The organism is Lentzea sp. NPDC004789 (assembly GCF_053601075.1).
This window is the reverse complement of record NZ_JBSGBE010000001.1, coordinates 93,550-110,441: the sequence shown is the minus strand read 5'-3', so window position 1 is coordinate 110,441 and position 16,892 is coordinate 93,550. Positions and strand designations below refer to the sequence as shown.

Sequence of the window (16,892 nt, the reverse complement as noted above, 5' to 3'; positions counted from 1 at the left end):
TTCCGGTGCGTTGAGGGAGACGCCCTGCGAGTCCAGCACCGGCCCGCCCCGGTCGCAACGACGTCCACAGAGCGGGATTTGCTTGCACACGCGGGGTACTCTGGTGGTGTTCGCGTTGAGGGGCGCGGTTCGTTTCTCGTTGGCCGTCAACGGAAAGACGCGCATGCGCTCACTCGTGATCATCGGCGGCGGCCCTCGTGCCGTCGGCCTGCTCGAACGCATCGCCGCCCAGGAACCGTCGCTGGAGCTCGCGGTGCACGTCGTCGACCCGTTTCCGCCTGGTGCGGGCCGGGTGTGGCGGCATGCGCAATCACCGTTGCTGCGCATGAACTCCATGGCCGAGGACGTGACCGTCTTCACCGATTCCAGCTTCGGCGGCGCCGGTCCGGTTCGTCCTGGCCCGTCGCTGTCCGAGTGGTGCGACGTCGACCCGACGTCGTTCCCGTCACGTCAGGTGCAGAGCGGATATCTGTCGTGGTTCTTCGACCACGTGAGGGAATCTCTGCCGCAGAACATCTCGGTGACCGTGCATTCGGCACGGGCGTCGAAGGTCGTCGGCAACCGGGTGTGGCTCGACAGCGGGGAGTCGCTGCGGGCCGACGCGCTCGTGCTGGCGCTCGGGCACCTCGACGCCGAACCGGAGCCCGAGCACCGCAAGCTCGCCGAGCACGCCTCGGCGCACGGCCTGGTCTACGTGCCGCCGCTGTACTCCGCCGACGCTGATCTGTCGGAGGTCGCGGGAGACGTCGTGCTGCGCGGGTTCGGGCTCGCCTTCATCGACCTGATGGTGTTGCTGACCGAGGGCCGTGGCGGTGCGTACGTGCGCTCTTCGGATCGGCTGGAATACCTTCCGTCCGGTGCCGAGCCGACGATCTACGTGGGCTCGCGGCGGGGCGTGCCGTACCACTCGAAGACCAGCTATCGCCTGCAGGGGGAGAGGCCCGCGTTGCCGCGCTTCTTCTCCGGTCCCGTGCCCTTCAGCGCCGAGACGTGGCCGTTGATGGCCAAGGAGATCGCGTGGGGCCACTACCACGAGCTGTTCACCGGTCATCCGGAGCTGGTGCGCCTGCCGTTCGCGGAGTTCGAGGCCGCCTTCGCCGAGTTGCCCTGGTACAGCGACGAAATGCGCGCGCTGGAGGCCCGTGCGGTACCCGACGTGGCCGACCGCATCGACTTCGAGAAGCTCGACCGTCCGCTCGACGGCCTGACGTTCACGTCGTCGGCGGACTTCCAGGAACACCTGCGTTCCTACGTCGAGGCGGATGTGGCGCGTCGCTCGAATCCTCGGTACAGCGCGGATCTGGGCGCTTTCCTGGCGTTGCTGTCGGTGTACGGCCAGCTGGGCGCTTCCGACGGCTGGTGGCACGGCTACTTCAGCTACCTGGCCTCCGGCCCGCCACCGGACCGGTTGGAGGAACTGCTGGCGTTGTCCCGCGCCGGAATCGTGCGCTTCCTCGGCGCCGACATGTGGGTGGAGGCCGTGGACGGCGCGTTCCTGGCAGGCAGTCCGACCACGCCCGAGGTGGTGCGCGCGAACGGTCTGGTCGAGGCTCGCCTGCCTGCCCACACCCTGTCGCGCACCGCGGATCCGGTGTTGAAGTCGTTGCGCGCGACCGGTGACATCACGGAGGACTCGGCAGGACTGGTCAAGGTCTCCGCGGCCGGCCGGCTGATCAACGACCGCGGCGAGGAGGACCCGGTGAGGTTCGCCGTCGGCCCCTTCACGACCGGGAAGTCCTTCGCCGCGTTCGCCCGGCCCAACACGAACGCGCCGGCGTTCCGGCAGAACGACGTGGTGGCACGGGAGCTGCTGAAGGTCCTAGGCGACTGACGTGTAGCGCCCCTGGTGCCGCACCAGGGGCGCGACGATGTCCGAGTGCGTGATGTCCAGCGGTTCGCCGACGAGCGCGATGTGGTCGCCGACCGCGATCCTGCGCGCGGTCCGGCACCGCAGCCGTACCGGCGCGTCCAGCAGCAGCGGCACGCCGTCGTCGTCCGGCCGCCAGCGGGTCTCGGGGCCGAACCGGTCGACGTTCTTGGTGGCGAACAGGTCCGCGAGCCCGGTCTGCGCGGCGTCCAGCAGGTGCACGGCGAACAGCGGCGCGGTCCGCAGCACCGGCCACACCGAAGCGCCCTCGCCGATCCACACGACCACGAGCGGAGGTTCGAAACTGGCCGAGGTGAAGGAGGACACCGTCGTGCCCACCGGCCCGTCGGCGCCATGAGCGGTCACGATCGTGACGGCCTGAGCGTGGTGCCGCAACGCGTTGCGCAGTTGTTCCTTCATCGCAGCACCTTCAGCGCGTCCAGGTCGAAGTCGGTCACGTCGGCGGGCAGCGAGGCCTCGTTGAGGAACAACGCCTGCGGTACCACGGCACCCAGCTCGGCCAGCACCGGCCGCAGGTGCACCTCGACGGCCAGCGCGTGCCGGTCCGAGGCCGCGATCTGCAGCGGCACCACCACCTTGCCGCGCAACCACCCGGACGGCGCCTGGTCCAGCACGGCCTTCAGCAACCCGGTGTACGCGGCCTTGTACGTCGGTGTCGCCACCACCAGCACGTCGGCCTGGCCCAGCGTCTCCAGCGCGGCCTTGATCGTGTCCGGTTCCGTGAACACGGCGGGTGCGAGCGTCGCCGCGTCCACCACCGGGCCCTCGACGGGCACGCCCAGCGTGGAGGCGAGGGCCTCGCGCAGGGCCAGGGCCGCCTGCAGGGTGCGCGAGGCGGGCCGCGGGTTGCCGACCAGAACACCGATCTGCGTCATGCGTCCAGCACAGCCGCAAGCCGGAGGACCGTCAACCCGCGTCCACCACGCGGGATCAGTGCGAAATCTCTTTGGCGACCCACGAGTTGATGGCATCGACCCGCGCGTAGATCGCCGGTGTGTTCGGCCGCGCGCAGCCGTCGCCCTTCGAGACGAGACCGATCAGCCTGCCGCCCGCGACGAACGGGCCGCCGGAGTCACCGTTGCACGCGTCGATGCCGCCCTTCATGACCGCGGCGCACATCATCGAGCGGTTCTCGTAGAAGTCGTTGCCCTCGTCGTCCTTGCCCCAGTAGACGCGGCACGTCTCGTCCTCGAGGATCGGGATCGAGGCCTTCATCAGGTAACCGTTGGTGCTGCCGCCCTCCTTGACCGCACCCCAGCCCAGCACGGTGGCCGACTTGCCGGGTGCGTACAGGTGCCGGTCGGCCGCGCCGGCCATCCTGATCGGCTTCTGCTTGAGCGACCGGTCGAGCGTGAGCACCGCCGAGTCGAACGAGATGCCGTCGTACTTCGGGTTGATGACGATCTTCGTGAGCTTGGCGACGACACCCTCGTCGGTGCTGTGGACGTTCTCCCGTCCCGCCACGACCACGCGCTTGTCGAGCGGGATCGGCTTCGGTCCCGTCACGCCCTCGTCCACGCAGTGCGCGGCGGTGAGGATCCTGTCCGGTGCCACGACCACACCGGTGCAGAACGGGAGCCGGGTATCGCCCGTCGGTGCCAGGTACACCGCGAACGGACTGTCCTTGATGGACGCTCGCGTACCGCCGACCACCTGGGCGGACGGATCCGCGACCGCCGTGCCCGCCACCGTCAGCGCGAGCAGGACAGCCGCGATTCCACCTCGTAGAAGCATTCGCCGTTCCTTCCGCAGGGAACTCCGTTACGCGGCAAGGAACGGCGGATGATCCGTCTCAGTTCGGCTCGGTAACTTAGGAAACGGCGTCGGCCGCCGAACGTCCGGCGACGCGGCCGGAGAACAGGCAGCCGCCGAGGAACGTTCCTTCCAGCGCACGGTAGCCGTGCACGCCACCGCCACCGAAGCCGGCGGCCTCACCGGCGGCGTAGAGGCCCGGCAGCACCTCACCGGACGTGTCGAGCACCCGTGACGAAAGGTCGGTGTGCAGGCCTCCCAGCGTCTTGCGGGTGATCACCGACAGCCGCACGGCGATCAGCGGACCGGCCTTGGGGTCGAGCAACCGGTGCGGCTCGACCACGCGGATCAGCTTGTCGGTGAGGAAGTGCCGAGCCGCGCGGATCGCGTTGACCTGCATGTCCTTGCCCAGCCCCGAAGTCACCTGCCGGTCGCGCTCGACGATGATCTTCTCCAGTGCGGCGGCGTCGATGCGGTCGTCCCCGGTCAGCGCGTTCATGCCGCGCGCCAGGTCAGCGACGGTTCCGGCCTGGATGAACTCCTCGGACTTCTGCGCGAACGCCTCGACCGGCGCCACCGCGCCCGGCAGCGCGCGCTTGAGCACCGCGCGGGTGTCCTTGCCGGTCAGATCCGGGTTCTGCTCGGAGCCCGACAGCGCGAACTCCTTGCCGATGATCTTCTTGTTCAGCACGAACCACGAGTGCTCGTGACCGTGCGTCGTGATGTGCTGCAACGATCCCAGCGCGTCGAACCCCGGGAACAGCGGGATCGGCAGCCGGTTGCCGTCCGCGTCGAGCCACAGCGGCGACGGGCCGGGCAGGATGCGGATGCCGTGCCTGCCCCACACCGGCGCGTAGTTCGCGATGCCCTCGGGGTAGTGCCACATGCGGTCGGCGTTGATGATCGACGCGCCCGCCTTCTGCGCGACCTCCATCATGTGCCCGTCCACGAAGTCCGGCACGCCGGACAGCATGAACTTCGGCGGCGTGCCCATCCGCTCGGGCCAGTTCCTCCGCACCAGGTCGTGGTTGCCGCCGATGCCACCCGACGTGACGATCACGGCCTGCGCCGAGAGCGAGAAGTCGCCGACGACCGTGCGCGAGCTGGGTTCGGCCCTGTTCACCGCGGACGGTTCCAGCACCTCGCCGGAAACCCCGTCGCACACGCCGTTGGAGACGTTGAGGTGGGTGACCCGGTGCCGGAACTTCAGCGTGACGAGCCCCTTGGCCACGCCCTCGCGCACCCGGCGCTCGAACGGCTCGACGACGCCGGGACCGGTGCCCCAGGTGACGTGGAAGCGCGGCACGGAGTTGCCGTGCCCGTTGGCCAGGTAGCCGCCGCGCTCGGCCCACTGGACGAACGGGAACCAGCGCACCCCCATGTTGTGCAGCCACGCGCGCTTCTCGCCACTGGCGAAGTCCACATAGGCCTGTGCCCACAACCGCGGCCAGTGGTCGCTGTCCCGGTCGAACGCCGCCGATCCCATCCAGTCCTGCAGCGCGAGGTCGTGCGAGTCCTTGACCCGCAGCCTGCGCTGCTCGGGGGTGTCCACCAGGAACAACCCGCCGAACGACCACCAGGCCTGACCGCCGAGCGTCGCCTCCGGCTCCTGGTCCAGGAGAATGACCTTGCGGCCCGCGTCCGCGAGCTCTGCGGTCGCGACGAGACCTGCGAGGCCCGCGCCGACGACGATGACATCCGCGTCATGTGCCATCGACCGAGTCTAGATCCACCGCTGGTCACGCACGAGACCTGAATTAAGTTCACTTTCTGGGGAGTACTCGCATGACCTTCCGACCGGCTTCCGAGGTTGGCTTCGGCACGAGGATCACCCGATTCGTGGCACCCGGATCGGTGACGAACGGCGAGTTCGGCCTGTTCGAGTGGCGCATGGACGCCCACCAGCAGTGACACTTCCAGAAGCTGTTGGTTGGCGCGCCCGCCCGCACTTCCACAAGACCTTCTCCGAGTCGTTCTACGTGCTCGAAGGCGAGGTCTCGCTGTACGACGGGGACGAGTGGATCAAGGGCGGCGAGGGCGACTTCCTGTACGTGCCGCCGAACCGGCCGCACGCGTTCCGCAACGACAGCGAGGCGCCCGTCCGGATGCCGATCCTGTTCTCACCCGGCATCGCCCGGGAGAACTTCTTCCTGGAGGTCGGGGAGGCGAAGAACCTCGGCCCGGAAGAGCTTCGGGCGTTCTACGAGCGGCACGACCAGTACAACCTGCCTGAGTGAGGGTGCCGCCGACCGCCACAACCGGTGAGGGGGGTTTCCGGTGTGCCGGCCGACGGCGGGTTGACCGCGGCGCGAGCACGCGACGCCTGCGGAAGGGCTTTTCCGACCTGGGGGTGTCGGATCGCCCTTGGCGCGCAGCTCGAGCGCCCGCGGCCAACCACGTTGTTGAACGTACAACCGGAGCGTGGTGTTCCGGTCGGCTTTGACTGTGACCGGGCTCAATTCCTTCAGGTTCCCTTCAGCTTCGACCGGGGTATGTCACCTGGTGTGACGGATGAGCTGCCCACGATCACGAATCTCGCCGACCTGGTCGGCCTTCTGGGTGACGACGTCTACGTGCGCTGGTCGAAGGGCCCGGACGCGGACGCCGCCTCGACGTCACGCGACTCGCTGACCGGCGTGGACCTGCCCGGCCTGTCCGCGAGCCCGTTGCGCATCGAACCGTGGTGGGGCGACCGCTCCCACGAGCTGTGGGTGGCGCGCCGGCTGTACGACTACCGCCACCTGCGCGACCTGCGCGGCCCCGACGTCCGCGCGTGGGTGCTGCGCGGCGCGGAGGTGGGCCGCGGCCCGGACAACGAGCCCTTGGTTCGCTGCCTGGAGCCGCTGGCGTGGGTGGCCGACGAGGCGTTGACGGAGTGCTCGAAGCTGGTCGACGCCCAGCACTCCGCCGAGTGGGGCCCGCTGGACCGGTCTAGCTCAGATCGCTGAGCTTGCGTTCCGCGGCCTTGCGGGCCTTCTCCGCGGCCGCCGTGACCCGCTTGGCGTCCTCCAGCCGTTCCGCGGCCCGGTCGAACGCCCGCTGCGCCGCCAGCTGGTCGGCCTGCGCCTCCCCGAGGGCCTGCTCGGCCTCGTCCAACGCCTGCTGCGCCTCCGCGCGCCTGCGCTCCTGCCGCTCCCGGCGCTTGCGGGCCAGCGCGTCCTCACCGTCACTCGGCGCGGGCTCCGGCACCGGCAGCGCGAACCCGAACCCGGAGTACTCCAGCGCCTTCGTGAGGTGCCCGGCACGCACCTGCTCGGCCGACTCGGGGTCGGACATCGCGGCCGTCAGCGTGTTGCGCACCTGCGTGACGGCGTCGTCCGCGAGCGGCCCGGTCAGCTCCAGCGTGCGGTAGACCAGCGTCTCCAGCAGCTCCTTGCGCTTGCGGCCGAGCTCACGCATGGTCAGCTGCGCCGTGGACAGCCCCAGCGCCTCCTCCAGGCCCTCCGGAGCGTCGCGCACCAGCCGGTTCACCGCCCACGCGCCCACGGTCGGCTTGCGCAGGTCGGCGATGGCCTTCGCGAGGTCCTTGTCGTCGGCCTGCTTGGCGGCGGCGTTGCGGGCCGCGGTGAACTCCTTCGGGGGCAGCCCGTAGAGCTCGTCGGCGACCAGCTTGAGGTCCATGCGCGCAAGGTAGCGCCTGATCAGCCGTCAGTCCTGCTGAATCGACGCAAGCGCTGCCCCCAGCATGGCCGTGACCGTGTTGTCGTCACCGTGCTGCACCAGGGCGGTGGTCAGCGCACTTTCCAGCATGGACCTGCCCCGTTCTGCCTCACCGCTGCGGAAGAGGGCCGTTCCGAACCTGCCCTCCGCCGCGAGGGTGAATGGATGGTTGGGTCCGAAGGTCTCCTGGAACGCGGTCCACACCCGCTCATGGGCGAGCAGCGCATCCTCGCGGCGACCTAACAGGTCGTAGGCGTCACCGAGCGCTGAGTGCATACCGATCGTCACGAAGTCCTGCGCTCGTTCGGCCGGCTGCTTCTCGATGATGTGCTCAAGAACCGCGATTGCCTCCTCTGTTCGTCCGGCCTCTTTGTAGGCCTGTCCGAGCTCGTACAGCGCATTTGCCCACTCGGCATTGCTCAGCGGCTGATCTCGCCACGACCCCAGCACTTGTTCGAGCAAGACGATGGCCTGATCGGTACTGCCGAGAGACCAGTAGCACTGGCTCAACATCAACACCGTGGTGAGATCAGCTGGCTTCTCATCGAGTTCTTGCCGCAGCTCGCTCGCCAGCGCCTCCGTACCGGTGCCACCGGCGATCGAGACGAATCGCCGTGCGTAGTGCATCAGTGGATGGTCCTCGCAGAGACGGGCGACGGCTTCCCTGTAGATCACTTCGGCGAGAGCGGTCGCAGGGGATATGTACCCGAGCTTGCCCAGAAAGCTTGCTTCCCAGAGTCGCAACGCGATCGCCGGTTCGACCACCTCCAGCGGGCTCGCCGAATGGACGTGCTGCCACAACGCCTCGACCTGGCGGACCAGTTCGTAGCCTGTCCGGCGTTGTGCCCAGACGTCGTCTTCGACCAGGCGGCCCCGGTACGCGAGGAGGTGCGTCGCGTCCAACATCGCGTCCTGGCCGCAGTCGCGAACCACTCGCTGCACCAACCGGTGCATGACCACAGACGAGTCGCCGGCGAACTCCACCAATGACGCGTCGTGCAACGCGATCAGCTCGTCATCGATGTCGTCACCCAGGATCTCCCTGGACACACCATCCGGGGAGAGCACGGACAGCAGGCCCACGAGCTTGTTGTCCCGGAACGGTTCCAGCGCCATGAGGATCGCGGTGGCCGCGCCGAGCGGGTACGGGTCGCCGTCCCGTCGGCGCAGCTGCTTCTCGGCAGGGAACTTCCGGAAGTTCTCCAGGTACTTCGCGCAGTCCCACCGGGCGGCCTTGATCCGGGCTGCGGCCTGCGCGAGCGCGAGCGGCAGGTACCCGACCTCGGCGGCGAGCTCCGCAGCCAGCGGATCGTCGAGCCCTGTGGCCTCACGCAGAAACCGCAGTGCGGTCTCGGGCGAGAACACCTCGACCCGAACCTCGTGCTCGATCCGTGCAGTACTGGTGATCACGACCTGAGCCGGTCCGACGGACGGCAGGTACGGCTTGACCGCGTCGAGCGACACCACGTTGTCGAACACCAGCAGCGCAGGTCCGGATCTGGTCTGCAGGTGGTTGCGCACCCGGACCGCGTTGACCTCGGCACTGTCCTCCGGTCGGTACAACCCGAGCCGGTCGGCGAGTTCGACCAGCCCGGCCCTGGTCTGGTCGGGCGTCTCCGCACCGATCCACGCCACCAGCCACCCGTCGCGCACCCGCTGCCGGGCGAGAGCGGCCGCGACCTGCGTCTTGCCGACCCCGCGCGGTCCCGTCAGCACGCAGACCGGCGAACTCAACAACGCGAGGGCGGGAGGCGTTTGGAAGTTGGGAGGTTCGTGCGGGATCAGCCCGGTGACGACCTGGTCGGCGGGCACCGCGGGCAGGCCCCGGAACGAGGCCGACAGCGGCAGGTCCTGGTTTCGCACCGAACAATGCTAAGCGTGTACACAGGATGGGGAGATGCACACCAGGTGGAGATGGGTCCTCTTCGGGCTCGGCGGGGCAGTGGCCGCCGGCGGGCCGATCGCGATGGCGGACGGCCCGTGGTACGCCTACTTCTTCGGCGGCCTGTGGTTCCTGATGGGCGGCACGGTGGCGTGGCGCAGCTTCCGCATGGGCACGAAGCTGACGGCGGAAGGCATTGCGTCGAACAGTCTCGACCGGCAGACGACCATTCAGTGGTGTGACGTCCAGGCGGTCGAACCCCACCGCCGCCGCAACCTGATCTTCTTCCACACCATCGCGCCGATTGTCAGGTTGCGGCACGGCAAGGAGACGTTGACCGAGCTGAGTCTGCTCTCGATCAAAAAGGACGTCGTGCCCGAACGCACGAGACGTCAGGTGGCCGAGTTGCAAATTGCATTGCGGCACCATCGCGCGAACTGCGCGGCCTGTGGCGCACAGCAGAAAGTGCTCACGACCGGCCAGGGCGTCCTGGGACGGCTGTGGTCGCGACTGCGCTCAAGACATCGCGCAAACTCGTGATCCTGTTACACGCCAATCCCATTCACCGTTGACGCACCCCTTGACATTCCCCTCCTTCAGCTCTTGACTGGAGGGCAACTGCTCGTTCCACGAGGGAAATCGAACGCGCAGCACTGAAAGCGCGCCCGGACAAGCCGCTGAACAGTCCAATGTGGATCTGAGAAATAGCCCGGGAAGACTATTGCCCCTCACGAGGCGAAGAGATGTGCTTCGGAGCACTCTTTACCCCACGAAGGGCACATGCGCCGTGAAGAACTGGAGACGCCGCACCGGAACGGTCTTGCTGACCGCGGTGCTGGGCACTGCCGGGCTCGGCTTCGCCGCCACCCCCGTTATCGCGCAGAACGCCGCGCAGCAGGACAAGCCGGCCGCCGACAAGCAGCTGGACAAGCACGACCGCGAGCTCGTCGACCAGGCTGCCCGTGAGGGCAAGCCGACCGTCGACCTGCTGGTCGCCGCCGAGAACGGCAAGACCGACGCCGCCGTCAGCGAACTGAAGGCGCTCGGTGCCACGGTCCAGAAGACCGAGAAGGACGTCGACTACGTCAAGGTCACCATCCCGCGCGAGAACGCGGAGAAGGCGGCCAAGCTGAAGTCCGTCAGCACCGTGGACGTCGACGGTCTCATCCAGCTCGACGACCCGCGCCCGGACGGTTCCGAGCAGCCGGCTCCGCAGACGCCGCCGAGCTCGTCGACGCCGCGCACCAACCCGTACATGCCGACGCAGGACACGCAGGCGGCGCAGTTCGCCACCGCGCACCCGAAGTGGGACGGCCGGGGCACGACGATCGCCATCATCGACTCCGGTGTCGACCTGGACACGCCTGCGCTGCAGACGACCACCACCGGTGAGCGCAAGATCATCGACTGGTACAACGCGAACGCCACGAACTCCGGTGACGGCACTTGGGTCCCCATGACCAAGACCGGCACCGTCGGCAAGTTCACCAACGGCGGCCGCGAGTGGACCGCGCCGTCGACCGGTGGCCCCTACTCGTTCGGTCTCTTCCGCGAGACCGCGCAGGACCTCGGCCAGGCCGGCAGCGAGACCGGCGGTGACATCAACCGCGACGGCGACCGCACTGACGCGTTCGGTGTGCTGCAGGACATCACGACGAAGGAAGTCTTCGTCGACACCGACGGTGACGGCGACTTCACCAACAACAAGCGGATGCTCGACTACAAGGTCAAGCAGGACTTCGGTTTCTTCGGCACCGACAACCCCGCGACCGCCGTGGTCGAGCGGATGGCGTTCGTCGTGCAGACCGACCGCTCGATCTACGACAACCAGGGCACGCCGTACGTCAACCTGGGCATCGCGGGCGCCGCGCACGGCACCCACGTCGCCGGTATCACCGCCGCGAACAAGCTGTTCGACGGCAAGATGGCCGGTGCCGCCCCCGGTGCGAAGCTGATGGCCGTCAAGGCCTGCCTCACCTCGTCGGCCTGCACCAGCTCCGGCCTCATCGACGGTGTCCTCTACGCCGCGCGCAACGGCGCCGACGTCGTGAACATCTCCATCGGTGGCCTGCCCGCGCTCAACGACGGCAACAACGCCCGCGCGGAGCTCTACAACCGCACGATCAACGAGTACAACGTCCAGCTGTTCATCTCGGCGGGCAACTCGGGTGCGGGCGCCAACACCGTCGGTGACCCGTCGGTCGCCACGGACGCGGTGAGCGTCGGCTCGTACATCACCAGCCAGACCTGGCTCTCCAACTACGGTTCGACGACCGCGCAGAAGCAGGGCCTGCACGGCTTCTCGTCGCGCGGCCCGCGTGAGGACGGCGGCTTCAAGCCGAACATCGTCGCGCCGGGTTCGGCCATCTCCACCACGCCGCGCTGGCAGCCGGGTGGCCCGGTGGCGGGCACCTACGCCCTCCCGCCCGGTTACTCGATGTTCAACGGCACCTCGATGGCCGCCCCGCAGGCGACCGGTGCCGCCGCGCTGCTCGTGAGCGCGTTCAAGGCCGAGCACAACGGCCGCAAGCCGACGAGCGCCGAGCTGCGCTACGCGATCCAGCGCAGCGCCAACTTCATCAGCGGTCTCGGCGCGTACGAGCAGGGTGCCGGTCTGTTCAACACCAACGCCGCGTGGTCGTTGCTGGACAAGCACTCCGAGCCCAACCAGATCAAGACGTCGGTCCAGGTCAACACCGTCCTCAGTGGACTGCTGGCCACCCCGAACACCGGTGTCGGCATCCACGACCGCGAAGGCGTGTCCGTGGGCCAGGAGTACACCCGCACCTACACGCTGACCCGCACCTCGGGCGACGACCACGACACCCACAACGTGACGTGGAAGGGCAACGACGGCACGTTCAAGTCGGACCGGACCGTCAACCTGCCGCTGAACACCCCGGTGGAGTTCACGGTTCGGGTCAAGCCCAAGACCGCCGGCGTGCACAGCGCCATCCTGCAGATCGACAACCCGGAGACGCCCGGCATCGACTCGCAGACCCTGAACACCGTGTTCGCGGCGGAGAAGTTCAGCGCCGCCAACCAGTTCTCGGTCACCAAGTCGGGCACGATCGCGCGCAACCAGTCGACCAGCCTCTTCGTGAACGTGCCGAAGGGCACGACCGCGCTGAAGGTCGACATGACCGCCGGTGGTGAGGCCGGCAAGGGCCAGGTCCGCTTCCTGCGCTTCACCCCGCAGGGCGTCGGCTTCGACTCCAACGCCTCGACCAGCTGCTACAACCCGGACGCCGGTGCCGGTTGTGCCGGTGGCACGCCCACCAGCCGCACGCTGACCAGCCCGATGGCCGGTGTGTGGGAGATCGTGATCGAGGCGCGCCGCACCTCCGACGCCGACGAGGCGCCGTACTCGGTGACCGCGTCCGTGCTCGGCACGGCGATCAGCCCGAACCCGGACGTCATCGCGTCCGCGGCGCTGAACACCCCGCTGAACCGCAACTACACCGTCACGAACACGCAGGCCTCGTTCAACGGCCGGCTCGTGGCCGGTTCGGTCGGCAGCGCCGTGACGGCCCGTCCGAAGATCGCGAACCTGGAGACCAAGTTCTTCGACATCCAGGTCAAGCCGGGCGCGTCGCGGCTCACCGCCACGATCGGCAACCCGTCCGACCAGGCCGCCGACCTCGACCTGTTCCTGCTCAACTGCACGTCCGGCACGTGCGTGGTCGCAGGTCAGTCGGCTGACGGTGACTCCGAGGAGTCCGCGACGGTGGCCAACCCGGCCGCCGGCCTGTGGCGCGTCCAGATCGACGGTTTCGCGGTGCCTCAGGGCACCACGGAGTACGACTACTTCGACGCGTTCGTCGCTCCCGGTCTCGGCACGCTGAGCGCGACCGACAGCAACGCCGACCGCGCCGCCGGTGCGGCCTGGAACGTCGCGGGCGTCATCACGCCGCTCGGCGATCCGGGTGCGGGCCGCGTGCTGCGCGGTGAGTTCGAGGTGCGCACGTCGGACGAGAACACCGTCGGCAACGGCGCTGTGATCATCCAGTCCGTCAGCTAGTCCCGGCAAGAACGTAGAAAGCCCCGGGGTCCACGTGATCCCGGGGCTTTCTACGGTTCAGGGAGCTTGTTGCTCAACGGCTCGTCCAGGTCCACTTTGGACACGCCAGCGATGAGGTACGCGTCCTCCACCTTGTCCACCGGCATCTCGGCCCGCAGGTAGCCGATCCTGGGATCCCGCGACTCGACGGTCGCGCCCAGCTTCGTCAGTGCCCGCGCGACCTCCTCGTCACGTCCCGGCTGCACGGAGATCATCAGTGGCACGGTGAGGTGGCCGTCGCGTTTCGCCTGCTCGATCCGGAGCCTGTCCGGTTTTGCTGAAGCCACGGCCGGAACCTCCGCGTACGGCACGGTTGGGGTTCCGTTCGTACCACAGCTGCCGAGAGCCAGCGCGCAGAACGCGACGGCGAGCGGTCTTCTCATGCGCCTAGGACGGAACGGCCTCGGCGAGCGGTTGCATCTTCGTCTCCGGCACGGTGAGCATCATCATGACCACCCCGCCGACCACCACGACCCCGATCACCGCGAACGTCACCGGCAGCCCCAGCCGCGGCCAGAGGATCGCGCCGAGCAGCACCGGCACGAACCCGGCCCCGATCCGGCTGATCGTCGAGGCCCAGCCGAACCCGCTGGCCCGCAGGCGCGTCGGGTAGAGCTCGGGCGCGAACGCGTACAGCGCGGGGATCGCGATCTGGATCAGCATCCCGTAGAGCGTGATCCACGCCTTCGCGGCCGTGTCCACGTTGATCTGCACCGCGAACATGACCAGGGCGACCGACGCGAGGGGCGCGGTCACCGCGATGACCCACTTGCGGCCGAACACGTCCACGAGCCAGGCGCTGATCAACGCGGCGACGACACCCACCGCCACGGTCCCCGTCGTGACCATGAACGCCGCGTACGTGCCGTACCCCTGCGCCTTGAGGATGCTCGGCAACCACGTGACGGCCCCGTAGTACAGCAGGAACACCGCGAGGAACATCAGCCACATCGCGCCGGTGCGCCGCGGGTCGAACCGCCAGATGTCCTTGAGCTGCGTGAACATGGCACTGGGGGAGAGGCGTTGCACCTGCTGCGGTTCGGGGAGGCGCCACTGCTGCGGCGGCTCCCCGGTCTTCGCGACCAGGTCGTCGACGACCTTCTTGGCCTCGTCCGGACGGCCCTTGGCGACCAGGAACATCGGCGACTCCGGGATGCCGCGCCGCACCCAGAACAGCAGCAACGCGGGCAGCACCATCGTGAGCATGAGAAGCCGCCAGCTGCCCAGGCCGGAGAGGTAGGCCGCGGTGAGCCCGCACAGCGTGGCCCCCAGCGGCCAGAACCCGTCCATCGCCGCCAGCACCCGGCCGCGAACCCTGGCCGGCGTGAACTCGCCGACCAGCGCGAAGTCCACCGGAATGCACCCGCCCAGCCCCACTCCGGCGAGGAACCGGAACGCGCAGAACGTCACGAAGTCCTGCGACGCGGCGCCGGCCACGGTGAAGACCGAGAACATCAGGATCGTCAGGCTGAACGCCTTCTTGCGCCCGATGGTGTCCGCGATCGCACCCCACGCGAACGCCCCCACGGCCATGCCGATCAGGTTCGCCGTGCCGACCCACCCGCGTGCGCCGAGGCTCAACCCCCACTCGGCGCTGACCAGCGGAATCAGGAACGCGTTGAGCGTGACGTCCCACGCGTCGAACAGGAACCCGAGCCCGCCGATGACGAAGATGGTGCCCTGCGCGCGCCACCGCCACGGCAGGCTCTGGACTACCTGATCCCCGGTTCTCATGCAGTCAGTGTCGTGGATGCCTCACGGATCGTCGCGGCCAGAAGTTCCGGATTCGTCCGGTGCGCCACGTGCCCCTCGCCCCTGAGCGTGACGAACGTGCCGCCGGTGTCCCGCACGAGCTCCCGCGCAGCAGGCCCGAAGATGTGGTCGGTGCGCTCGCCCACGATGACCGTGACCGGGACCCGCAGATTCGGCGGCTGGTAGCGGTAGGCGTCGATCTCCTTGAGCTCCTCGAACGTCGTGTCGAGCAGGTCCTGCGCCTCGCTCCACCGCTGCGGGTTCGTGTCGCGGAACGGGTGCTCGCCGGAGATCTCGGTGACGATGATCTCCAGCGCCCGGTCCCGGTCGCCGGCGCGCAGGGCCTGCCCGAACCTCTCGATCGCGGCGCTGTCCAGGCGCAACGGCGGGTCGTACAGCACGAGCGCCGTGAGGTCGTCCCGCTCCTGGGCCGTCAGCAGGGCGATGAGCCCGCCGTAGCTGTGCCCGATGAGCGTCGGGCTCGTGTGCCGGTCCAGGACCTCGTGCAGGTCCTCGACCTCGGTGCGCAGGCTGTAGTCGCCGGGCAGCGGGACCCCGCCGCGTCCGCGCCGTTGGGGTACCTCAGCGGGTTCCAGCAGCGCCTTGACCTGGTCCCAGTCCGCCGCGACGTTCTGTCCGCCGTGCACGATCACGTTCATGTCATCGACCGTACGGATCGACGCAAGCGTCGAGGAGCGTTCTACCTGGGCCCCGCAAACGCTTGCTCCCGCTGCGCCCCGTCCACGCTCTCACCGAACACCCGCGCGTCCGTGTGCTGGTCGCTGGTGGGCTGCAGCCTCTTGGTCCCCGTGACGGCCCGCGTCCTGACCTGCGGCAACGCGCTGTTGTGGTGCCGCTGCAGCCAGTCCACCAGATGTTCGCGGACCAGGCACCGCAGGTCCCACAACTTCCCGGCGTCGGCCGCGCTGACCAGCGCCCTGAGCCGTACGAAACCCTGCGTGGCGGCCGTCACCTGCAACACGGACACCCGTCCGTCCCACAGGTCGTTGCCCTCCAACATGGACCGCATCTCCTGCCGCATGGCCTCCACCGGCACGGTCCAGTCCAGATCGAGCTCCACGGCCCCCAGCAACGCCGACTGCGTGCGCGTCCAGTTCTCGAAGGGAGTCTTGAGGAAGTACGAGGTGGGCAGCACGAGCCGCCGGTCGTCCCACAGGTGCAGCACGACGTACGTCAGCGTGATGTCCTCGACACGCCCCCACTCACCTTCGACCACCACGACGTCGTCCAACCGCACCGCGTCGCTGAACGCGATCTGCAGTCCCGAGATCAGGTTGCCCAGCAACGACTGCGCGGAGAACGCCGCCACCGCACCGATGACCGCCGCGGACGCCAGCACGGTCGATCCGACCGCCCGCGCACCGGGGAACGTCATCAGGATCGCGCCGACCGCCAGCACCCCGATGACCACCAGCACCAGCCGCCTGACCAGCGTGATCTGCGTGTGGACCCGCCGCGCGTGCCGGTTGTCCGTGACGTCCGTGCGGATCCGCGACAGCGAGATGTCCACCAGGGTGCTGATGAACGCCGACAACAGCCACGCCCCGGCCAGGATCAGCGCGATGCCCAGCACGTGCAGGGTGATCGGGGCGTCCATCGGGTAGACGCTGAGGCTTATCTGCGTGGCCAGCAACGCCCCGAACAGCTGGCCGGGCCGGTACATCCTGCCGCTGTGGGTGAAGCGGCGGACCAGGCGGTGAACCACTTCGACCGCCAGGAGTGCGAAGGCGATCGAGCAGCCGAGCACCACGAACAGCACGTTGTTCCTCCTCCCGTAACGGGTTCGGATACCCGGCGTCTGGGGAGCGGAACACCATGAGCCCGCTCACGAAACGGGCCTGCGAACGGCGAAGGGGGTACTACGAGTTCGAGGACTA

The 16,892-nt window shown here is 68.6% G+C and carries 16 protein-coding genes; 6 read left to right on the top strand and 10 right to left on the bottom strand.

What is annotated here, in order from left to right:
- Positions 1–163: 163 nt before the first annotated feature.
- A complete protein-coding gene (locus tag ACWEIJ_RS00490) occupies positions 164–1,831 on the top strand; it encodes an FAD/NAD(P)-binding protein (protein WP_449835072.1) in 1,668 nt (555 codons plus the stop codon).
- Here ACWEIJ_RS00490 and ACWEIJ_RS00485 read toward each other — a convergent pair.
- The 4 genes from ACWEIJ_RS00485 to ACWEIJ_RS00470 form a co-directional block, all read right to left on the bottom strand.
- Positions 1,820–2,287, bottom strand: coding sequence for a flavin reductase family protein (locus ACWEIJ_RS00485; protein WP_449835071.1), 468 nt, complete (start codon positions 2,285–2,287; stop codon positions 1,820–1,822). The two genes, ACWEIJ_RS00490 and ACWEIJ_RS00485, sit on opposite strands and share 12 nt — an antisense overlap.
- Complete coding sequence (locus ACWEIJ_RS00480) at positions 2,284–2,763, bottom strand: NADPH-dependent FMN reductase (protein WP_449835070.1); 480 nt, start codon at positions 2,761–2,763, stop codon at positions 2,284–2,286. Before ACWEIJ_RS00480 ends, ACWEIJ_RS00485 begins: the two co-directional genes overlap by 4 nt.
- Before the next feature lie 55 nt (positions 2,764–2,818).
- Positions 2,819–3,622: a S1 family peptidase gene (locus ACWEIJ_RS00475; RefSeq protein ID WP_449835069.1), complete on the bottom strand. Its 804-nt coding sequence runs from the start codon at positions 3,620–3,622 to the stop codon at positions 2,819–2,821.
- Positions 3,623–3,698: 76 nt separating this feature from the next.
- Complete coding sequence (locus ACWEIJ_RS00470; protein WP_449835068.1) at positions 3,699–5,354, bottom strand: FAD-binding dehydrogenase; 1,656 nt, start codon at positions 5,352–5,354, stop codon at positions 3,699–3,701.
- 71 nt (positions 5,355–5,425) lie between these two features.
- On the opposite strand from ACWEIJ_RS00470, the gene ACWEIJ_RS00465 reads away from it, so the two are divergent.
- The 3 genes from ACWEIJ_RS00465 (at position 5,426) to ACWEIJ_RS00455 (ending at position 6,588) form a co-directional block, all read left to right on the top strand.
- A complete protein-coding gene (locus tag ACWEIJ_RS00465) occupies positions 5,426–5,551 on the top strand; it encodes a hypothetical protein (RefSeq protein WP_449835067.1) in 126 nt (41 codons plus the stop codon).
- Positions 5,548–5,877, top strand: coding sequence for a cupin domain-containing protein (locus ACWEIJ_RS00460; RefSeq protein ID WP_449835066.1), 330 nt, complete (start codon positions 5,548–5,550; stop codon positions 5,875–5,877). The genes ACWEIJ_RS00465 and ACWEIJ_RS00460 overlap by 4 nt, the downstream gene beginning before the upstream one ends.
- Before the next feature lie 267 nt (positions 5,878–6,144).
- Entirely contained in the window at positions 6,145–6,588 is a 444-nt protein-coding gene (locus ACWEIJ_RS00455; RefSeq protein ID WP_449835065.1) for a DUF6098 family protein, read from the top strand.
- Here ACWEIJ_RS00455 and ACWEIJ_RS00450 read toward each other — a convergent pair.
- Together ACWEIJ_RS00450 and ACWEIJ_RS00445 are read right to left on the bottom strand one after the other, a co-directional pair.
- Positions 6,572–7,261 carry a hypothetical protein gene (locus ACWEIJ_RS00450; RefSeq protein ID WP_449835064.1) on the bottom strand — a complete coding sequence of 230 codons (690 nt, stop codon included), beginning with the start codon at positions 7,259–7,261 and terminating at the stop codon, positions 6,572–6,574. The genes ACWEIJ_RS00455 and ACWEIJ_RS00450 overlap by 17 nt on opposite strands.
- Positions 7,262–7,288: 27 nt before the next feature.
- Positions 7,289–9,163, bottom strand: a complete 1,875-nt coding sequence (locus ACWEIJ_RS00445) for a tetratricopeptide repeat protein (RefSeq protein ID WP_449835063.1) — start codon at positions 9,161–9,163, stop codon at positions 7,289–7,291.
- 79 nt (positions 9,164–9,242) lie between these two features.
- Between ACWEIJ_RS00445 and ACWEIJ_RS00440 the strand changes: the two genes are divergently transcribed.
- Both ACWEIJ_RS00440 and ACWEIJ_RS00435 read left to right on the top strand, forming a co-directional pair.
- Positions 9,243–9,722: a hypothetical protein gene (locus ACWEIJ_RS00440; protein WP_449835062.1), complete on the top strand. Its 480-nt coding sequence runs from the start codon at positions 9,243–9,245 to the stop codon at positions 9,720–9,722.
- 247 nt (positions 9,723–9,969) lie between these two features.
- Positions 9,970–13,203, top strand: a complete 3,234-nt coding sequence (locus ACWEIJ_RS00435; protein ID WP_449835061.1) for a S8 family serine peptidase — start codon at positions 9,970–9,972, stop codon at positions 13,201–13,203.
- A 50-nt stretch (positions 13,204–13,253) separates the two neighbouring features.
- Here ACWEIJ_RS00435 and ACWEIJ_RS00430 read toward each other — a convergent pair whose 3' ends face one another.
- The 4 genes from ACWEIJ_RS00430 to ACWEIJ_RS00415 are packed head-to-tail and all read right to left on the bottom strand — an operon-like array spanning position 13,254 to position 16,774.
- A complete protein-coding gene (locus ACWEIJ_RS00430) occupies positions 13,254–13,625 on the bottom strand; it encodes a hypothetical protein (protein ID WP_449835060.1) in 372 nt (123 codons plus the stop codon).
- Positions 13,626–13,629: 4 nt separating this feature from the next.
- The gene (locus tag ACWEIJ_RS00425; protein ID WP_449835059.1) at positions 13,630–14,976 is read right to left on the bottom strand and encodes an MFS transporter; all 1,347 of its coding nucleotides are present in this window, start codon (positions 14,974–14,976) and stop codon (positions 13,630–13,632) included.
- Positions 14,973–15,653: an alpha/beta fold hydrolase gene (locus ACWEIJ_RS00420; protein WP_449835058.1), complete on the bottom strand. Its 681-nt coding sequence runs from the start codon at positions 15,651–15,653 to the stop codon at positions 14,973–14,975. The genes ACWEIJ_RS00425 and ACWEIJ_RS00420 overlap by 4 nt, the downstream gene beginning before the upstream one ends.
- 41 nt (positions 15,654–15,694) lie before the next feature.
- On the bottom strand, positions 15,695–16,774 hold the full coding sequence (locus ACWEIJ_RS00415) for a mechanosensitive ion channel family protein (protein WP_449835057.1): 1,080 nt from the start codon (positions 16,772–16,774) through the stop codon (positions 15,695–15,697).
- Positions 16,775–16,892: the final 118 nt, after the last annotated feature.

Excerpts from the sequence above, each read along its gene's own strand:
- ACWEIJ_RS00430 (WP_449835060.1), bottom strand. The coding sequence starts at position 13,625 with ATGAGAAGACCGCTCGCCGTCGCGTTCTGCGCGCTGGCTCTCGGCAGC.
- ACWEIJ_RS00470 (WP_449835068.1), bottom strand. The coding sequence starts at position 5,354 with ATGGCACATGACGCGGATGTCATCGTCGTCGGCGCGGGCCTCGCAGGT.
- ACWEIJ_RS00490 (WP_449835072.1), top strand. The coding sequence starts at position 164 with ATGCGCTCACTCGTGATCATCGGCGGCGGCCCTCGTGCCGTCGGCCTG.
- ACWEIJ_RS00425 (WP_449835059.1), bottom strand. The coding sequence starts at position 14,976 with ATGAGAACCGGGGATCAGGTAGTCCAGAGCCTGCCGTGGCGGTGGCGC.
- ACWEIJ_RS00465 (WP_449835067.1), top strand. The coding sequence starts at position 5,426 with ATGACCTTCCGACCGGCTTCCGAGGTTGGCTTCGGCACGAGGATCACC.
- ACWEIJ_RS00420 (WP_449835058.1), bottom strand. The coding sequence starts at position 15,653 with ATGAACGTGATCGTGCACGGCGGACAGAACGTCGCGGCGGACTGGGAC.
- ACWEIJ_RS00475 (WP_449835069.1), bottom strand. The coding sequence starts at position 3,622 with ATGCTTCTACGAGGTGGAATCGCGGCTGTCCTGCTCGCGCTGACGGTG.
- ACWEIJ_RS00480 (WP_449835070.1), bottom strand. The coding sequence starts at position 2,763 with ATGACGCAGATCGGTGTTCTGGTCGGCAACCCGCGGCCCGCCTCGCGC.
- ACWEIJ_RS00485 (WP_449835071.1), bottom strand. The coding sequence starts at position 2,287 with ATGAAGGAACAACTGCGCAACGCGTTGCGGCACCACGCTCAGGCCGTC.
- ACWEIJ_RS00450 (WP_449835064.1), bottom strand. The coding sequence starts at position 7,261 with ATGGACCTCAAGCTGGTCGCCGACGAGCTCTACGGGCTGCCCCCGAAG.